This window comes from Leptospira montravelensis (assembly GCF_004770045.1).
Taxonomy (GTDB): domain Bacteria; phylum Spirochaetota; class Leptospiria; order Leptospirales; family Leptospiraceae; genus Leptospira_A; species Leptospira_A montravelensis.
This window is the reverse complement of record NZ_RQFO01000017.1, coordinates 813,081-831,982: the sequence shown is the minus strand read 5'-3', so window position 1 is coordinate 831,982 and position 18,902 is coordinate 813,081. Positions and strand designations below refer to the sequence as shown.

17 protein-coding genes are annotated in these 18,902 nt (G+C 35.4%); 11 read left to right on the top strand and 6 right to left on the bottom strand.

Going from position 1 to position 18,902, the window contains the following annotated elements; genetic code table 11:
* Both EHQ31_RS17815 and EHQ31_RS17810 read right to left on the bottom strand, forming a co-directional pair.
* Positions 1–642 carry an HAD family hydrolase gene (locus tag EHQ31_RS17815; RefSeq protein ID WP_135572571.1) on the bottom strand — a complete coding sequence of 214 codons (642 nt, stop codon included), beginning with the start codon at positions 640–642 and terminating at the stop codon, positions 1–3.
* Entirely contained in the window at positions 632–1,345 is a 714-nt protein-coding gene (locus EHQ31_RS17810) for an RluA family pseudouridine synthase (protein ID WP_135572569.1), read from the bottom strand. Before EHQ31_RS17810 ends, EHQ31_RS17815 begins: the two co-directional genes overlap by 11 nt.
* 207 nt (positions 1,346–1,552) lie before the next feature.
* Here EHQ31_RS17810 and EHQ31_RS17805 point away from each other — a divergent pair, with 207 nt between their 5' ends.
* Positions 1,553–2,728 (top strand): EAL domain-containing protein, encoded by a 1,176-nt coding sequence (locus tag EHQ31_RS17805; RefSeq protein WP_135574036.1) that lies wholly within the window; start codon positions 1,553–1,555, stop codon positions 2,726–2,728.
* A 10-nt stretch (positions 2,729–2,738) separates the two neighbouring features.
* On the opposite strand, the gene EHQ31_RS17800 is transcribed toward EHQ31_RS17805, so the two are convergent.
* Entirely contained in the window at positions 2,739–3,317 is a 579-nt protein-coding gene (locus tag EHQ31_RS17800; RefSeq protein ID WP_135572567.1) for a TetR/AcrR family transcriptional regulator, read from the bottom strand.
* Positions 3,318–3,441: 124 nt separating this feature from the next.
* Between EHQ31_RS17800 and EHQ31_RS17795 the strand changes: the two genes are divergently transcribed.
* From EHQ31_RS17795 to EHQ31_RS17750, 10 genes are read left to right on the top strand one after another with little or no spacing between them, the layout of a single operon-like run.
* The gene (locus EHQ31_RS17795; protein ID WP_135572565.1) at positions 3,442–4,053 is read left to right on the top strand and encodes a hypothetical protein; all 612 of its coding nucleotides are present in this window, start codon (positions 3,442–3,444) and stop codon (positions 4,051–4,053) included.
* Positions 4,046–5,587, top strand: coding sequence for a GMC family oxidoreductase N-terminal domain-containing protein (locus EHQ31_RS17790; RefSeq protein WP_135572563.1), 1,542 nt, complete (start codon positions 4,046–4,048; stop codon positions 5,585–5,587). Before EHQ31_RS17795 ends, EHQ31_RS17790 begins: the two co-directional genes overlap by 8 nt.
* A gap of 4 nt (positions 5,588–5,591) precedes the next feature.
* A complete protein-coding gene (locus tag EHQ31_RS17785; RefSeq protein WP_135572561.1) occupies positions 5,592–6,473 on the top strand; it encodes a bile acid:sodium symporter in 882 nt (293 codons plus the stop codon).
* Positions 6,470–7,597 (top strand): acyl-CoA dehydrogenase family protein, encoded by a 1,128-nt coding sequence (locus tag EHQ31_RS17780; protein ID WP_135572559.1) that lies wholly within the window; start codon positions 6,470–6,472, stop codon positions 7,595–7,597. The genes EHQ31_RS17785 and EHQ31_RS17780 overlap by 4 nt, the downstream gene beginning before the upstream one ends.
* A 1-nt stretch (position 7,598) precedes the next feature.
* On the top strand, positions 7,599–8,561 hold the full coding sequence (locus tag EHQ31_RS17775) for an NAD-dependent epimerase/dehydratase family protein (protein ID WP_135572557.1): 963 nt from the start codon (positions 7,599–7,601) through the stop codon (positions 8,559–8,561).
* 21 nt (positions 8,562–8,582) lie between these two features.
* On the top strand, positions 8,583–9,413 hold the full coding sequence (locus EHQ31_RS17770; RefSeq protein WP_135572555.1) for an SDR family NAD(P)-dependent oxidoreductase: 831 nt from the start codon (positions 8,583–8,585) through the stop codon (positions 9,411–9,413).
* 8 nt (positions 9,414–9,421) lie between these two features.
* On the top strand, positions 9,422–11,347 hold the full coding sequence (locus EHQ31_RS17765) for an AMP-dependent synthetase/ligase (RefSeq protein WP_135572553.1): 1,926 nt from the start codon (positions 9,422–9,424) through the stop codon (positions 11,345–11,347).
* Between the two features lie 11 nt (positions 11,348–11,358).
* A complete protein-coding gene (locus EHQ31_RS17760; protein WP_135572551.1) occupies positions 11,359–12,144 on the top strand; it encodes an enoyl-CoA hydratase/isomerase family protein in 786 nt (261 codons plus the stop codon).
* Positions 12,145–12,146: 2 nt separating this feature from the next.
* Positions 12,147–13,709 (top strand): methyl-accepting chemotaxis protein, encoded by a 1,563-nt coding sequence (locus tag EHQ31_RS17755; RefSeq protein WP_135572548.1) that lies wholly within the window; start codon positions 12,147–12,149, stop codon positions 13,707–13,709.
* A 29-nt stretch (positions 13,710–13,738) separates the two neighbouring features.
* Entirely contained in the window at positions 13,739–14,968 is a 1,230-nt protein-coding gene (locus tag EHQ31_RS17750; protein ID WP_135572546.1) for a DUF2804 domain-containing protein, read from the top strand.
* Position 14,969: 1 nt separating this feature from the next.
* Here EHQ31_RS17750 and EHQ31_RS17745 read toward each other — a convergent pair whose 3' ends face one another.
* Genes EHQ31_RS17745 through EHQ31_RS17735 form a run of 3 tightly spaced genes read right to left on the bottom strand, consistent with a single transcriptional unit; the run spans position 14,970 to position 18,902 of the window.
* Positions 14,970–16,169, bottom strand: coding sequence for an MFS transporter (locus EHQ31_RS17745; RefSeq protein WP_135572544.1), 1,200 nt, complete (start codon positions 16,167–16,169; stop codon positions 14,970–14,972).
* Positions 16,166–17,947, bottom strand: coding sequence for a Vgb family protein (locus EHQ31_RS17740; protein WP_135572542.1), 1,782 nt, complete (start codon positions 17,945–17,947; stop codon positions 16,166–16,168). The genes EHQ31_RS17745 and EHQ31_RS17740 overlap by 4 nt, the downstream gene beginning before the upstream one ends.
* On the bottom strand, positions 17,937–18,902 hold the full coding sequence (locus EHQ31_RS17735; RefSeq protein WP_135572540.1) for an NAD-dependent epimerase/dehydratase family protein: 966 nt from the start codon (positions 18,900–18,902) through the stop codon (positions 17,937–17,939). Before EHQ31_RS17735 ends, EHQ31_RS17740 begins: the two co-directional genes overlap by 11 nt.

Below are 18,902 nucleotides of genomic sequence, written 5' to 3'. Positions count from 1 at the left end.
TTATAAATTATAAATTGAGGGTTCAGTGAAGTTTTGGATGATGTGGTTCACATGATTTTTTAATTCAAATTCTGTATGAGATGTGGCCACACCAATGATGGAACATCCTGCAGATTTTCCAGATTGTAAACCAGCAAGGGAATCTTCAAACACAACACATTCTTTTGGATTGAGCCCAAGTTCTTTTGCGCAAAGTTCATACACTTGCGGGTTAGGTTTTCCTTGGCTTACCATTGTTCCATCTACAATCACATCAAAAAAATGCCTTAAAGACAAAGTATCCAGAGTAAAATTGACATTCATTGTAGGAGCAGAAGTTCCTAGAGCAATTTTTAAGTGGTTCTCTTTTAGGAATTGAAGATACTTCACAAGACCTGTATGTGGTTTCATTTCTTTTTTATATAATTCTTGGTACCAACTTTCTTTTTCATCGCCATAGTCTTTGATTTCTTTGTTAGAGATATTTCCAAATATCATGCGGAAAAGATCTGCATTGGTTTTACCATTAAACGTATCTCTGTAGATTTCCGAATTTAGTGGAAAATTATATTTTTTTGCAAATTCCATCCAAGCTTTGAAATGAAAGGAATGATTGTCTACAACCACACCATCCATATCGAAGATAAAACCTTTATGTTTCATTTGTATTCCTTTCATATCCACCAACTAGTCCAGTAAAATAAGCGGGGATTTTCGATTCAAAAGTAAGCAATTCATTGTTATACGGATGAGTCAGTTGTATAGAAAAAGAATGTAATGCCATTCTTGGATAGGATCTTGTTTCATTTCCATACTTTGTATCACCAACAATCGAATGTTTTTTATCGGATAAGTGAACACGAATTTGATTTTTGCGGCCTGTTAATAATTCGATTTCTAATAAAGAATATAAATTTGTTTCTTTTAAAACTTTGAATTTTGTTTTAGAAAGTTTTCCTAATTCTGGTTCGTCAGTGGAATATACTCGATGCGCTTTGGATTCTACAAGATAGGACTGGATGGTACCTGACTTTTCTTTCCATACACCATGAGTCACTGCCAAATAAATTTTTTTAGTTTTTTCCCAAGACTCTTGGAGTGTTTGTTTTGCTGTTTCTGTTTTGGCAAATACTAAGGTTCCTGAAGTTTCTCTATCCAATCTGTGTACGATAAAGATTCTATTTTTAGAACGTTCGCTCCCTTTTTTTACATAATCCATAAGAGCAGCGTAAGCGGTTTTTGATTTCTCCGATTCGGTGGCGATCGTAAGGAGTCCTGCAGGTTTATCTACCACAAGAAGGTCTCTGTCTTCGTACAAAATAGTCAGGCCTTTGGGTAAAAAACGGGTATTGGTCTTTTGTTTCATTCTGAGTCATTTCGGGAGAGAGAATTCTTACCCTTCCTAGGAGTCTAAGAAAAAGTGCGGTAGGGGTCAAGACTTGTCCATTTCTCCTGAATTTCAGCAATAGAACTAAGTTCAGAATGGGCTTAGTTTAATTTATTGAATTTAATTCCGTTAAAACAGACGATGGTGGAAAGGAAACCTATGACTTTGGAATCAACAGTGGAACCGATGCGTACAAATCAATATGTCCCTTTGCTACAGCCTATATTCTCGGTAGAGGAACAGACAGTTGTGGCTTACGAATCTTTAGGTCGCAAACGTGATGATCTTGGGAATTTGGTGGCGGTTCCAGAGTTTACCGATCCACATGTTTCGGCACTTCGAATGAGTATCATCGATCGGCAGTTACTAAGTCTGGCACTCACTAAAATACAATCCACGAAGGATCTTTTGTTTGTAAACATGTCTCCAGACCAAGTGATTTTGGAATACGAAGAAAGCCGTTCGAATACCTTACCCATTTCTGATTTGGTGAATCGTTATGGGATTCCTTTAAATCAAATTGTTATAGAGATTACCGAAAAATCGGGAAGTTACGGAACCGATGTTTTAGCTGCAGGTGTTGAACTTTTGCGAGAACAAGGATTTGGAATTGCTTTGGATGATGTTGGGTCTGAATCTTCCAACTTAGAACGATTAGGTGCTATTAAACCAGATATCATAAAAATTGATTTAAACTTATTAAAAAAATCTATCGAGAAAAGAGAATACCAATCTATTTTAGAATATTTGAAACAAATTTCTTTAAGTATTGGTTCTCAATTACTTTTTGAAGGAATTGAAACTGAGGAAGAGTTGTATCGTGCTATTAGTTCTGGAGCAAGTCTTTTACAAGGTTATTTTTTAGGAAGACCTTCAGAACAAAATCATGATAAAAATAATATTTGTGATCTTGTTGTCCCACACTTACAATTTTATCATGAAATGAAACGAAGAGAAGTAGCAACAGAAATTGAATTCGAAAAACAAATAAAATTAAAACTAAATTCCATTCATTTAAAAACTATAAAGTTAGATAATCGTGTGATTATCGATCCACACTCATTTTTTAAAATAGACTCTCATATTAAAAGAGTTTATGTAACAGATTGGCAGGGTACCCAAGTTTCACCTTATTATGAGCGAACTAGTGAAACGAGTTTTAGTGAAAACCTATTATTAATTCAGAAAAACTGGTCTTATATGCCTTTTTTTTATAAACATGTGAAACAAGTTTTCAGAGATTCAGAAAACTGGCAAGTGAGTGATCCATATTGGGATAAAGAACTAAAAAAGAATGTGATTGTGTTTTCCCGTGTAAACGAAATGGGATATTCTTTTTTTGTGGATTTAACTTTAGATTAAAAGTTGTTCTTTAAGTAGGCAAACGAATGGCAATCCACATTAGTTCTTCTGATTCTTTTAAAAAAGCAGAATCTAACTTTATTTTCCCGTTTCTAGATCCTTTTACCAAACCAACAAATGCTCCCCATACAATCGCTATCAAAGCATCTGGTGGTAAGTTTCTAAATATATTGCGGTTGTTATGTGCAAAACGAGTTAAAAATTTCAAAAGTAACGCTCGTTTTTCTACACTCTTTTTATCCAGATAAGGAAGATTATATTGCATTTCTAAAAAATCAAAGGCAAGGGGATTATCTCTTTGGAACTCAGCCATTGCCTGCCAGATGCAGTGAAATTGTTCTCTTGGATTTTCCTCTGTTGGAAAATCGGATTTGATCTTATTATATAAACTTTCTTGCCATCTTTGAAAGAGACTATTTACCAATTCTTCTTTACTAGCAAAATACCGATAAATGGTTCCGGCCGCTACGTTTGCTCTCTCGGCAATGAGTGGGACTGCCGTACCATCAAATCCTTTAGCAGTAAATAATTCTAAGGCGGCGTTAAGGATTTCTTCGCTTTTATTTAGTTTTAACGACTTTTCGACCAATGCTACTCGCTACCATCCAAACAGATTGGATGAATTGTTCCTTTTTCAATTGGGATCATAAAATCCCAAGATCTCATTCGTTTCATTCTTTTTTTAAAAAAGTACTTGTAAAGTAAAAAAAGGAATGAATATTCATTCATTATTTCGTAAGGGTGAATCCGGATATAGAATGGCAATTTCGAGAAAACATCTAATTTCTAGACGAACTATTGTCAAAACTTCTGCTTTTGGGGCGGTTTTCCTGTTTCTTTCTACTTGGAAATGCAAACCATCCACAAACTCAGAAGTTGTTGCTAGGGGCATTCAATGCCAATTTTTAGATCCTGATGCCCAAGAACTTTTCGCCCATTTAGGTGAAGCAGTACTTTTCAACTTTCTCCCTAAAGAACCTTTAGAAAAAGAAAAGGTAATCAATGAAGTCATCCTAGGCATTGATTCCTATCTCTACACTTTACCAATTCATACTCAAGAAGAGATATTGGAAGCCATTCAATTTTTAAATTTAAGATTTGTTAGATGGTATTTGTTTGGAACTGGTTCCCATTGGGAATTAACCGATAGGAACGTAGTCATCAAAACCTTGAACCAATGGAAGATGTCCTATATTAGTTTATTTCGTTCTATTTTCTTTTTATTACAATCAATGATTACAATTGGGTATTTTGAATCATCCTATTCATGGAAACATGTCGGATATCCAGGTCCAAAACATGCATTAGGATTACGTCATGGATAAATTAATTAATGTTTCCTATCTTGAGAAGGATTTGGATTTAGAGGCGGATTATGTTATCGTTGGATCAGGTGCTGGTGGAGGAACTAGTGCTGAGATTTTGTCCAAAGCAGGATACAAAGTCATTATCGTTGAAGAAGGAAATTACGAAACGAGTAAAGACTTTGATCTAAAAGAACTTTCTACTTTTAATCGACTTTACTTTGAAGGCGCAACTCGACCTACAAAAGATAAAGCATTTACTGTTGTGCAAGGAAGAACTGTTGGTGGATCAACAGTGGTCAATTGGACAACTTGTATCAAAACACCAAAAGAAACTTTAGAGTATTGGCAAAATGATTTAGGCATTTCAGGTTATAGTTCGGAAGAGATGGAACCTTGGTTTGCTGTTGCTTCTAAAAGGCTTTCCATTGAAACATGGGAAGCGCATAATCATAATAACAACTTACTTAGTTTAGGTGCAAAAAAACTAGGATGGCGTTATAGTTCGATTCCGCGTAATGTTAAAAACTGTCGTATGTTAGGATATTGCGGGTTGGGTTGTCCCGTTGATGCTAAACAAAGCCAACTAGTGACTACGATTCCTTCTGCTCTCAAAGAAAAAACAACGTTGTTGTACAATACAAAAGCGCTTCGTTATGAATGGAGTGAAAATCAAATCGATCATTTGGTATGTGAGCCTGCAGTTTATAAAACAGATAACAAACCAAAAATAAGATTATTTGCAAAACATTTCATTACCAGTGCAGGAGCCATTAATTCACCGGCATTACTTTTAAGATCCAAACTACCTGATCCTTATCAATTAATTGGAAAAAGAACTTTCGTACAATTGCATAATTATTCGGTTGCAGAAATGCCTTCTTCCGTTTTTGGATTTTTCGGTGCTCCTCAATCTGTGGCTTCGGACGAATTTTTATGGAAGGATGGAGTAACGGGAAGAGCTGGTTATAATATTGAAGCCGTAGGTGCTCAACCTATTGTTCTTATGAACTTACGTAAGTTAGTTGGCGAAGAGTTCGAAGCTTATGTAAAAAGTTATCCAAACTTACATGTATTGGTTTCGCAAATTCGAGATGGATTTAACCAAGAAAGTCTCGGTGGAACGGTAAGTTTAAATGATGTTGGTTATCCAATCCTAGATTATCCATTGAATGACTATATGATAGATGGAATTAGGAGATCTTATTTATCAATGGCAGAGTGTCAGTTTGCAGCAGGAGCAAAAACTGTTGTTCCTGCTAATAATGCTGTGAGTCCTTTTTCTTCTTGGTCAGAAGCAAAAAAAGGAATTGAATCAATGACAATCCAATCTCCAAATACGGTAGTAAATTCCACACATCCGTTAGGTGGAAATCCAATGGGAAAAGATCCAAAAACTTCCGTGGTAGATACGTTTGGAAAATTTCACCATGTAAAAAACTTATCTGTCATCGATGGATCCATTTTCCCCACAAGTTTGGGTGTAAATCCAAGTTTTACTATTTACGCGATTGCATCGAAACTTGCCACTCACTTGGCGAAAGAGTTAAACTAATATTATGTTAACAAGAGTCGAAGAAATATTATTTGCTTCTATGATTTTTTTTCTAATGGTTGCGATGGGTACAACTTTAACCTTAGAAAATTTTAAAAAAGCAATCCAGTCCAAAAAACCATTGTTAATTGGAATGATTTCCCAATTTGGATTTATGCCATTGATTGCTTTTGGACTAGCTACGGGGTTTGAACTTTCTCCATCGTTTGCCATAGGATTAATTTTAGTTGGCTGTACTCCTGGCGGGACTACTTCAAATTTATTAACCTATTATGCAAAAGGTGATGTTGCGTTGAGCATTAGTATGACCATTGCTTCGACAATTCTTGCCATCGTAATGATGCCATTTTTGTTTTGGTTGTATTGTTCTGGATTCAACGCAGAACAGATTCAAATTCCATATAAGAGTATTATTGGTTCCATTATTATCCTAATATTTCCTGTTTTGATCGGCATTAAGATTAGATCAGCTAATCTTAAATTGGCGTTAAAAATTGAAAAAGTGGGAAGTGTTTTAGGAATTCTAATGATCGTATTTCTTTTGATCGTAATGGTTCCGAAGAATATTGAGATATTGAAAAAAACAACATCCGCAATGTATATTTCTGCCATATTGATTACGGTTCTGGGATATATATTCGGTTATGCGCTTAGTAAGATTTTAAATCTATCAGAGAAACAAAGTACAACCGTTTCTTTAGAAACAGGCATTCAAAATGGACCACTTACGATCGCAGTGATTTTACTTAGTTTTCCAGCAGGATTAGTGAATGAAATTTTGTGGATGCCATTGTTATACGCACTATTTGTTCCGATCACATCTTCATTCGCAACGTTATTATTTTACTTAAAATCTAAGAAAAACCAAAAGGAAATGATTAAATGAATTTTTATTTTTCGGAAGAACAAAACCGATTACGAGAAGCTGTAGCTGCTTACGCAAAGATTGCGGGTGCAGATCCCCAAAGAGATGTGGAAGAACGCGATAGTGAGTTTTCATGGGACGTATTGAGTGCGTTAGGTGAAAAGGGCTGGACTGGCGTAATTGTTCCAGAGGAATACGGCGGAATGGGCAAAGGCGCAATGGAATATACTATCATTATGGAAGAAACAGCCAAAGAATTAGTATATGGTCCACAGAATTTAATCCAAGCTCAGCAAGGTCTCTTAGCTGTTGGAACAGAAGAGCAAAAACGGAAATGGTTACCTGAACTTGCGAAAGGAAAGATTATGGCTGCACAGGCTATCTCTGAGCCAGATGCAGGGTCGTCTTTTCAAAACATTCAAACAACTGCAGTAAAAGATGGAAACGAATGGGTGCTGAATGGATTAAAAGTACATATCAATTTGGGAAAAGAAGCACAGTTAATGATGGTGTTAGCAAAAACTGATAAAGGATTAACTGAATTCTTGGTAGATAAAGATTCGAAAGGCATTCGATACGTAAAACAAGATCCAATTGGTTTACGTTCAGCTCCTATGTATGATGTATACTTTGAAGATTGCCGTATTCCTGCTGATACTGTTTTAGGAAGAGAAGGCAGAGGGATCGAAACCTTTATGGCAATCTTTAAATTAAGTCGTCTTGGTGTTGCATCGCAGCTAATTGGAATTGCTCGAGGTTGTTTGGATCACGCAGTTTCGTTTACCAAATCTAGAAAGGTTGGTGAAAACAGAGTTTCTGACTTTCAAGGAATTCAATGGATCATTGCGAAACTTACCTCCGAATTAGAAGCTGCGAAACTGGCAAGAAACCAAGCGGCTTGGTTACATGATCAAAAAGTAAACCATAATCTAGAAACTTCTATTGCTAAGTATCTTGCAGGAGTTGTTGCCGATGAAACGGTAAATAAAGCATTCACTCTCACGGGATCCCATGCATGTTACAGAAATCGTCCTTATGATCGTTATGTGAGAGAAGTAAAGTCGCTATTAGCTGGCGGTGGAAGTTCTGAAGTTATGTTAAACAATGTCGCTAGAGAAATCTTAAGACCATCTTATCACTATTAATATGAAATTTACCGCTACAACTTTAGTTACAGGTGCGAATGGATTTATCGGGTTTGAACTTTTAAAGGAACTTACCAAAGATAAAAACCTTAAAATTCGAGTTACGGATTTAAGAAATGATAGAATCGATTCTTTAAAGAATCCAAATATTGAATTTGTTAAATCAGACATTCGTAAAGAAGAAGAACTCCGGCCATTATTGGATGGCGTGGATAGAATCTTTCATGTGGCGGGGATTTGTAATTTAAGTACGCCTTACGATACTTTAAAACCCATCAATGTAAATGCTGTAGATAAAATCACAGATTTAGCATTGGAAAAGAAAGTGAAAGCATATATTCACTTTAGTTCTTCCAGTGTTTATGGAACTTATAAAGGGAATCCATTTCAGGAAACAGATCTTTGTTTCCCTATGGACTCTTATGGTAAAAGCAAATATGACGGTGAACAAATTGTAACGAGTAAGATTCCGAAAGGTCTTAATGCGTTGATTTTACGGCCTTGTACGGTTTATGGCCCTGGTTGTAATGATGGCGCTGGAAAGGTATTTTCTAGGCCAGGAAAAATTGCAGGAATTCCCGGAAACGGAAAACAAAAGATAGCAAACGTTAGAGTTGAAGATGTTACTTCTGCTGCCATTTATCTTTCAGAAAGAGAATCTGTTTTTGGTGGGATTTTTAATATAGCAGATGATAGTCATCCAAGTTTAGAAGAGGCTTTGAGTTTAGCCGCAGAAGCTTTTGGTTCAAAAATTAATAAGGTCCACATTCCTTTAGGTCTTTTAAAGGTTTTGGCAAAGTTAGAAGCGCCCATTGCAAAACTGAGAAGGAAAATTCCTGATTTGGAATATGAAGCAATCAAATATCTGTATAACGACTATTATATGGACAATCGAAAATTAAAATCGGTAGGTTATGCTTTAAAGTATCCTGATTTCAAAAGTTCAATTTTAAAAATGAAATAGTTTTCTATAGGAGATATGTAAATGAGTAAAGTAATAGTAATCAGTGGAATTGCACAAGGAATGGGTAGAGAAGTCTCTCTTATGTTAGCGGCACAAGGTCATACCATTTGTGGATTTGATATTGAGAAAAAGTATTTAGATAGTTTATCTTCTGAATTAACTAAGTTAAATGCGAAGTTTCATTTAGAGCCATTGAGTATTACTGAAACAGATAAAATTATAAAGTTTAAAGATTCAGTTCTGAAAAAATTTGGAAATGTGGATACTATTGTATCAAATGTTGGAATTGGTTTTTTCGGTCCATTTGAAGAAGTAGACTTAAACAAGGCTCTTCAATGTTTTGATATCAATGTTATTGGATGTGCAAGGCTTTTACAATCATTTCTACCTTCTATGCGTACTGCAAAAAAAGGAAAACTAGTTGTAATGTCATCTCTTGTGGGCCAAGTTCCATTTCCCTTTGAATCCATTTACTCTGCGACGAAGTTTGCGATTGAGGGAATGGTGTCTTCCTTACGTTATGAAGTATCTCCATTCGGAATTCAAGTGGCTATGATCCAACCAGCACAGGTATCGACAAACTTTGCAGCAAAAGCACAAAAGTTACCAGAGATGAATTCACCATATTATGATCGTTGTGTGCGATTTATCAATAGGGATAATGATTTGATTCGAACAGCTACGAATCCTATTCAGGCGGCGGAAAAGATAGTTAAGGTGATTCTTTCTAATAAACCTAAATTATTCAACCAAGTCGATTTTATGAGTAAATTCTTTTTAGGGCTCAACCGTTTTTTGCCACAAAAAATAAAAGATAAAATTTTGTTAAATCATATGAATATCAACGTTTAGGAATGGATATGAAGGTTCCCAATTTAGAAAAAAAAACTTTGTACAATTTGGTGCAAGAAGGAAGACGTTTGTACGGCGATCTTACAGTTCAAAGTTATAAAGATAATAAAAAGAATTATTTAGATATTAGTTATAATGAATTTGTTTCTTCTGTGGAAAGTTTATCCAAAGGATTACTTTACTTAAATGCAAATTCTGGAGAAAGAATTGGTATCATTGCAGATGTAGGCCATCATTGGTTACAAGTAAGCATGGCTATAACAAATATAGGTTGTGTGGATGTTCCTAGAGGAACAGATGCAACACTAGATGACATCAGTTATATCTTAACCCATGCAAATTGTAAAATTGTCTTTATTGAAAATGAAAAAACTTTACTTAAGTTTTTACCTGAATTAAAAAAACTGAAAATTGAAACCATTGTATTATTTGGGGACAATCGAAGTGAAAATACCGAATTAGGTTTCCCAATTTTAAATTTTTCAGAATTGAAGAGAGCAGGTGCTTCCGTTAGTGATGAAAAGTTTCATTTGAGAGGAAAAGAAATCCAGGAAGAGGATTTAGCTACTATTATTTATACTTCTGGTACAACAGGAAAACCAAAAGGTGTTATGTTAACACATGGGAGTATTCTTTTTGAGATTCATTCCCTTGTGGCTGAATTTCGAAAAACTGGAGTTCGAGTGGGAGAAGGTGATGTTACTTTAGGATTTCTTCCGCCTTGGCATAGTGGTGAAAGAATTTTTGAAACTATCTGTTTTTATTCAGGTATTAAAATTGCTTTTACAACGGTTGCCGAGTTAGGAAAAGACTTAGCAAAGGCGAAACCTACAATTTTATTTACAGTTCCTCGTGTTTGGGAAAGTTTTTATGATAAAATTAGAGATACCGTTAACAAAAGTAATCTATTCAAAAAATATTTTTTGAAATTACTTGTTTGGAACTCAGTTAATTTTTCGATTTGTTTTGATCTTGCTTTTGATAGAATTCCAAGGCTAAATTCGCCTAAAACATTACTCCAACTTTTGTCTCAAGTTTTTCATTTCATTAAATTAGTCATTTATCTTCCTCTGCTACCTATTTCTAAATTAGTTCTATCAAAAATATTATCAGTATTAGGTAGTAAATTACGTTATGCTTTCGCAGGAGCAGGAGCATTACAAGCCGAAGTTGATAGGTTTATGTATGCAATTGGAATGCCTATATTAGAAGTCTATGGAATGACTGAGAATTCAGGTGTTTCTACCATAAGACATTATAATGATTTTTCAATTGGTAATGTTGGAAAACCAATTGAAGGAGTAACAATCAAACTTATCGATGAGTTTGGAAAGGAAATTGTAAAACCGGGAATCAAAGGTGTAGCCCACCATCATGGATTTCATAATATGAAAGGCTACTATTTGGAAGAGGAAAAAACAAAAGCCGTTTTAACCGAGGATCGTTGGTTAAATTCTGGAGACTTACTTGTTTATACAGCTCAAGGTACTTTGAAGTTTGCCGGTAGGGCCAAAGATACAATTGTACTATCTGGTGGTGAAAATGTCGAACCAGAGCCAATAGAAATTTGTTTAAAACAAAGCGAATATATAGACCAAGCAGTTGTAGTTGGACAAGATAAAAAAACATTATCTGTATTAATTCTATTAAATTTGGAAAAAGTACAAACCTATTTAAATTTACATTCGATCACTTTGGATTTGAACCATTGTATCTACAACGAAGATGAAAATTTACAGAAATTAATCAAAGAAGAAGTTAAAAGATTTATATCTGATAAAAATGGATTTAAGGCATTTGAAAGAATTTCAAATTTTTATATCTTACAAAATCCTTTTGTTGTACATGATGAATTAACCCAAACTCAAAAAGTGAAACGAAATAGAGTTCAAGAAAAGTATCAAAATGAAATTGAATCTATGTATCGGAAATAGGGGGAAATTTTATGCAAACCTATAAATCATGGAATATCAGTATTGAAGACCGAGTTGCAACCCTTACTTTACAAACGAATGATTTGAATGTAATGAATATGGATTCTCTTTTTGAGCTAAAAAAAATTAGTAAAGAGTTAGAGGAAAATCAAAGTGTTTGGGTCATCATTTTGCAAGGTGCAGGAAAACATTTTTCCTCTGGTGTAAATATCGATATCTTAAACAAAGTGACTGAAATTAATACAGAAGATTTCAAACATAATATGCGAGAAATGCAAAGTTGTTTTACCGCATTTGAAAATATCAAAAAACCTACAATCGCCAAAATACAAGGATTTTGTATGGGTGGTGGATTTATGTTGAGTTTATGTTGTGATTTTAGAATCGCCAGCGAAAAGTCGGTATTTTCTGTTCCACTTGTTAAATTAGGATTAACAGTTCTTATGGGAACCAACCGAATTACTCGTAATGCTGGCGTGGCCGCAACCAATGAATTGGTTATGTTAGGTGATAAATTTAACCCTGAAAAAGCATTACAACTTAACCTAGTCACAAAAGTAGTTCCTTCTGATCATTTGGAAGACTCAGTGAAACAATTTGCAAATAAGTTTAAATCCTTACCTCCCAAAACAATTTCGATTACGAAACAGATTATAAAACAAGGGGATAAAATTCCATTAGATCAAAGTTTGGAATTAGAAATCGAATTACAATCTCAGATTTTAGGTTCTTCTGATTTAAAAGAAGCTTTAGAAAGTTTTACTAATCAACGTAAACCTGTTTTTTCTGGCAACTAACAATGAATATTGAGTCACTTTGGCAAAATGGAAAAGTAACAGTCAACCGAATCAGAATCGTCCTGTTTTTTATATTCTTTTTGGCGTTACTTGGAACGAGAGAAAGTATGCCAAAAACAATGTTCATTATCCATTTATCGGGAACATTGTTTATGGGTATTTACGCTACTATTTGTTATCTTTGGTTAAAAAACGGAAATCCACCTGATTGGTTTCATAAATTTCTTATTCTATTAGATATTGGAATTCACTTAATCAATACATCTATTGACTGTAGTATGGGCCCTCTAGAAGCGAAGTCTGCCTTAAATAACACTGCAGTGCTACTAGTAGTGTATTTTTATTTAATATACTCTGGATTTTTAGGAAATCCTAAGTTTGTATTGTTTAATGGATGTTTGGCGGGATTTGGTGTATTTCTCGCTTATATTACATCTATTTCTTATGGTGGACTGATACCGACCGAAGATCCTACTCTTTATATTCAAACAGGTTATGTAGGAACTTCCGCTGAAATAGTTAAGGGTATATTTATCATTGTTAGTGGAGTTTTACTTTCAAGACTCATTGCCCTTTTGATACAAATCAGTGATAAAGGAATGGAGAAAGCAACTGAATCGGAAGACTTATTTCAAAAATCAATCATACAAAAAAAAATGGTGCAAGGTGCTGCAGTCAATTTAGAATCTTCGATTCAAAGTTGTGGAAGTTACATTTTTAAAACAGCAGAAAGATTAGAATCCCAAGCGGCTTCTTTAGAACAAGTGACCGCTATCAATATAGAACTTTTTTCTTCTTTTGAGTCCAATGCGAAGATTATCAATGAACAAAATATAAAAATTACAGATTTATTTTCTGGATCCAACGACTTAAATCATTTGGTTTCTACTATCAGCGATATAAATCAAGAGTTGATATCACTTGCGAATGAAAACAAAAAAGACACAACAGAAATTGGAGTGGTCTCTCAAAGAACTACCGAGTATTTATCTTCCATAAAATCTTCTTTTGATAAGGTAGATGAAATTAACCAGATAGTTGCTGAAATCGGAGAGAAAACAAATTTACTCGCGCTAAATGCATCGATTGAAGCGGCTCGTGCTGGTGAAGTAGGAAGGGGTTTTGCGGTTGTTGCGAGCGAAGTAAGTAAATTAGCAGACTTTACTGCAACTAATGCAAAAATCATTTCGGAGGTAGTAGGTAACTCTCGAAAATTTATAATCAATGCTTCAGAAGTGTCCTCTCAAGCAGGGAATTTAACTACAAATCAAATTCAAAAATTAGAGATTACGACAAAGAAAGTGAGTTTTATGCATGAGCTTTTTGAAAAACAAAAGGGAATTATTTTTGATACCATATCTCGTTTGAATGAAATCAATGATTTATCATCACAAATATCTCTTAGTACGAAAGAACAGATTTCAGGACAAACTGAAGTTAATAAAGGGATTCTTGCCCTAGAAGATGAGGAGAGCCAAATTTCGGATGCATCCAGAAATTTAGAGCAGTATGTTGAACAAATTAGAATTCAAGCTCAAGAGTTATTGACTTTTAGCAATTCTTAGTCTAGTATTTGTTTTTTTGGAGAACTTTTATGTTTTATAGCAAACCACAAGTGTTCATTGTCTTAGGTATAATTTTCCTAAGCCTTTGCATATTCAATTGTTCTAATGCGAAGTTAGAACCAGGTCAAATCATAGACCAACATGGAAAAACCATCACTCTCATTCCAGAACCTGACGCAAATCCGACTAACCAAAAGGAAATCAAAAGCCCCGTTTCGCTTTTGTTAGTCGATGGTAAACTTAATGTTTCCGGTTGGTCAAGATACCCTAATTTCCAAATAAATGAATCTTTTATTAAAGTAGACCCCAAAAGATATAAACGTTGGGAACATTACACATTTTATAATGAAAAATTTGGTGGTGCTGTTACTGTTACCGATATTGGAAATTTAGCAATGGGTAGCATTGAACTTTTAGATTTTTCCACAGGCAAAGTGATTTTTTCAAAAACTGAATTAGTAAGACCTGGTGAAATACTTTTTCCAACAAATACAACGGATCCTATTGAATTCAAAAAAGGGGATCAGTTCATTCGAATCACTAAACTAAAAGGCAAAAGAGTCATTGCGTATTCTATCATTGGTGATTCGAATGCTGAGTTCATCAAAGGTAATTTAGAGTTGGAAGAAAAAGCACAAGAGGCCCTTGCTGTCATCACTCCTTTTTCCGAATCAACTTTTTTTTATGAATACAAAATGCCAAGTTTGTTATGCAAAGGTTCGATCCAACATAACGATATCAAATATGAATTTAACGATAAAAGTTATGCCGTATTAGATTGGGGAAGAGGTACTTGGCCAGAACAAAACAAATGGCTTTGGGCAGCTGGTGCAGGTCTCGTTGATGGAGAATTACTAAGTTTAAACTTAGGATATGGATTTGGAATTCCAAACAATGCAACTGAGAATGGAATCGTTTATAAAGGAAAGGTTCATAAACTAGATAAAGTTACATGGAAGTATGATGTAACAGATTACAAAAAACCTTGGAAGTTTATCAGTAACGAAGGTCGGATGGAACTTGATTTCACACCCGTTTATCTTTTGCATTCAGACATTGATCTAATGGGGATGATTGGATTTTTAAAACAATTGTACCAAAACTTCACTTTCTCTGAAATATTGGAACTTCTGAAGACAGAAGCTTATTTAAACAAAGCATTCGGATATTACAACGGTTATGTTGTTTTGGACAATGGCACAAAACTAGTAGTAAAAGACCTTGCTGGTTTTGCAGAACAAATGTACCAACAATGGTAATTTAAACTTCATAGTTTCTTAATGTTTCTAATCTGATTGTGCTGAAAATCACAATCAGTGTGAGGGTGGCTCCAGCACCTATGACAGCAGTCGTAATCGGCAGCTTAACCAAAAGTAGTCCAGAGAGAAGTCCTGACGCCGCAGGGACAACTTGACTTGTGATTGTATATAAACTTACAAGTCTACCTCTATATTCTGTAGCCACTTCCGATTGTAAGATAGCAACGATTAAACTAATGCTAGCACCCGCTCCAAATCCGCTAAATAGTAAAAATAAAACAGAAACCCATACAATGGAACTAAATCCAATCCCTAAAAAACCCAACCCACAAAATAAACCGGCCAAAAGTATCATTTTGCCATAACCAACTTGTTTTGCTAGTTTCAAAGAAACTCCGCCACCAACTAACAAAGCAACCGCGAGTGCTCCCAGAAAAAATCCTCGTTCTAATTCTCCTAGTCCCAAAACACCTTTGGCAAACCGAGGCATCATTACTTGGACTGGCCCCATAGAACAATAAATCACTATAGAAAAAAGTAAGGTTTGTTTGAGCAGAGTGTGATTTTTAGCGTAAGAAACTCCTCGTAAAATCCGATCCCAAGCAGAGGAATTTTTTCCAAGTCCTTTCGTTTGAATACCCAAAAGAAGTACCATTGCAATAAAAAATAAACTGATTCCCGTTAGGTGAACCATTTCCCAGGAATTAATTTTTCTGCAAAAAGCAAGAATTGGAGGAGCAGCTCCGAATCCAAGCATCACAAGAATATTGAATACAACTGCTAACTTTACTTGGCGCTCCCCGGCAAGCCTACCCAGTAAGGACATACGTGCTGGTGCAAGGATAGACCAACCTACACCCGCAAAACCAGCGCCAAGTAGAAAAAGAAAAACTGCAAACTTGCCTTCCATTCGAGAAGAAAGGTGCAATAAACCAAGAGAAACTAAAAAAGAAACATGGGCACCTTGCGCTAATTTTTGTGGTGAGTATGAATCACACCAAGCACCTGCAAACCAACCAAGAATGAGTGGGACACCAAAACACAAACCAAAGCCGAGACCAGCAAGGGCATCTGCATTCCAAACATCTTGTGCGTACAAAATAACACTATAGTTTGTTAGGTGACCTGCCAAAAATCCTAAAAAAGAGGCAGCCAAAAATCTTATAATTTGTCCTTGGTTATAATTTTCTTTAACATTCATTTTGATTGTTTAATTTCCATAAGTGTTGGTTGTCCATCTTCAATATGCCAACTTGGGAAGGCACCATTACAAGTGTATGCTTTTCCATCTGGACCAAATTCTACATCTCTTGTAAAAGTAACTTTTCGACTCATGGGATATACTTTCCATTCTTCTGTTTTGATATCCATTGCCATGAGGTTGTCTGAAGAAGTACCATTCACCCAAACTAAGTTTCTTGGTCTGTCGACGTTAAGAGAATAAGGAGTTTCTACTCCATCTACGGCAGTAGGCAAAGGATACATTTTAAATTTACCATCTTCTGGTGTGTACTTAGCAATAGAACCTTCAGGAAATGCAGAGATCCAAATATGATTGTCTTTATCAATTCTTAGGCGGCGTGGACCTTGGAATGGAGTTTCGATCAACTTAAAACTATCATCTTTTGGATTGATCACGCCAATTGTATCTGCGTGTAACCGAGTGAACCAAACATTTCCATTGGGTGCGATATCAATTCCATAAGGAAGAGGCATTCCACTCACACGTTCATCCACAGGAAGTAAGTGCATTGGGAAACCCCAGTTCATCAACTTCACAATGAATCCGCTGATCCATAAACTAAAACTTTCCTTTTTGGTTCTTGCAGGTAAGTTATAATTTTTGAAAGTATTTTTTTTTCGATCAAACATTCCCACTTGGTTGGAAAGTGCTAATGTAAACCAAACTCGATCTTCATCATCAATACGAACCGTATGAGGATATAATCCATCGGCAAACATATGGTCTGTGAATTTTTTTGAAATTGGATCAAACTCAGTGATCCTTTTTTGTAAGGATGGTGTGATGAATATATGTCCGTCCACTGGAGACTCTGCTAGTGAATGTAAACCAACATAAGTTTCATGTTTTTGGAAAGATCGTAATCTTCCTGGCAGAAGACCACCAAGTTCGTCTTCTGGTTGTTTGGGAACTTTATAAACTACCGTTTTACCTGTGTTAGGATTTATTTCCCAAAGTCGGTCTTGAATATTATCACCCACATACACTAAACCTGTTTTTTTATGATACAAAAGATCATGCATTTGGGAAAAACTATCACCCATTGGCCATTCGCGAATTACAGCACCGTATAATTCTTTTCCCCAAGTGCGACCTGGTTTTACACGTTCAGGATGTTTGAGTAAATCTACATAAGCATTTGATAATAATGAAGGGAGTTTCTTTTTGGCTTTGCCGTGTGGCCTTGCACCATATCCCATCATTCGATTGATAATATCTTCCCAATCTCCTTCAGAGAATGCGCGGCGCATAAAAAAACTACCTTGTTGGTGACAAAACCCACATTGTTCCATGTAAGTTTTTCTTAAATCCTTATCTTCGCCAAAATCTAAGGCCGCTACCCAACTATTAGATGGGTATTGACTAACAAGAAGGTTGATATCTACTACTTTCTCCATTCGAAAGGACTGAAATGAACCAGAGGAAAAGGCCCTTAAGTTTTGGTCTTTGTATCCAATTTTTCGTAAACGAATGACCACTGAGGGCGCATAAGGAAAAGGAACTTGTACTTTTCCGTTGGGGTTTGTAAACATAGTCACTTCTGGAGTAATCGTAAATTCCAAACCTTCGGGAGGATATCCATGATCATCTCGAGGAGGTACTTGTGGTTTTTCTGCTTTGACAGTGACCATAACCAGATCTAAAGGTTTTCCTGAAGAATCTTTCACTTCGATGTCAATGGCAAATAACGGGACATAGGTGAATATAGAAAATAACAAAAAGTATTTAACGTTCATGGTAAGGAACTCCTTTGGCTTGTAAATATTGAATGAATGTTTCTTTGGAAGTGAAATTTGGTGTGTATCCAAATTCTGTTTTTAGTTTTTTGTTGGATAAAACAGGCCTATATCTTAAAAAATCAATTTGATCAGGTCCGTATTGTGTTAGGCGGAACATTCGCAATATAAAAAGCACCGACTGTAATAAAAACGCAGGAATTGGCAAATAAGGTTTTTTAATCATAGAACTAATTTCTTTTAGAGTCATAGCCCCATCGCCAGCGAGATTAAACTGTCCTTCTTTTTTTTCCAATATACCTTTTATGATGATTTGTATGACATCTTCATCCCAAATAAAAACAAAAGGACTTAGATGTCCGAAAACACCCATAACAAATGGTTTTCGAAACATATCGGTAATTAGGTTATTGACGGTAGCTCCTAAGATGGTTCCGGGTCTTAAGATTAGTTGTTTTAATTCAGGATGTTGGTTGCGATAACTAACAAGAAGTTCTTCTACTTCCTTTTTATGCCTAGAATAAACAAAGGCAGAATGTCCTCGGATGGGATCTGTTTCCTCGATCCAATCTTTATTGTCTTTGTGATAACCATAAGCGGCCCCAGAACTAGTAATGATTACTTGTTCAGTTTGCGAAAGGACTGCACCATCTAACACATTCCTTGTGCCTTCTACATCAATTTTGTGTTGGATTTCTTCACTCATTCCTGGTGGAGGATTTAAAATGGAAGCCAAATGCACTATAGAATTAGGTTTCCATTTTTGAATCAGTGAAATCACTTCTTCTTTCTTCGTGATGTCTAAAATTTGAAATTCGACATTCGAAAAATTTTCTAAACCATTAAAAGGTTTTATATCTGTTGAAAAAATTTTCCAATTTGGATAGGATTTAGATATATGTTGGATGAGCGAGGTACCGATGTATCCGGCACCTCCTGTAATCAATACTCTCAA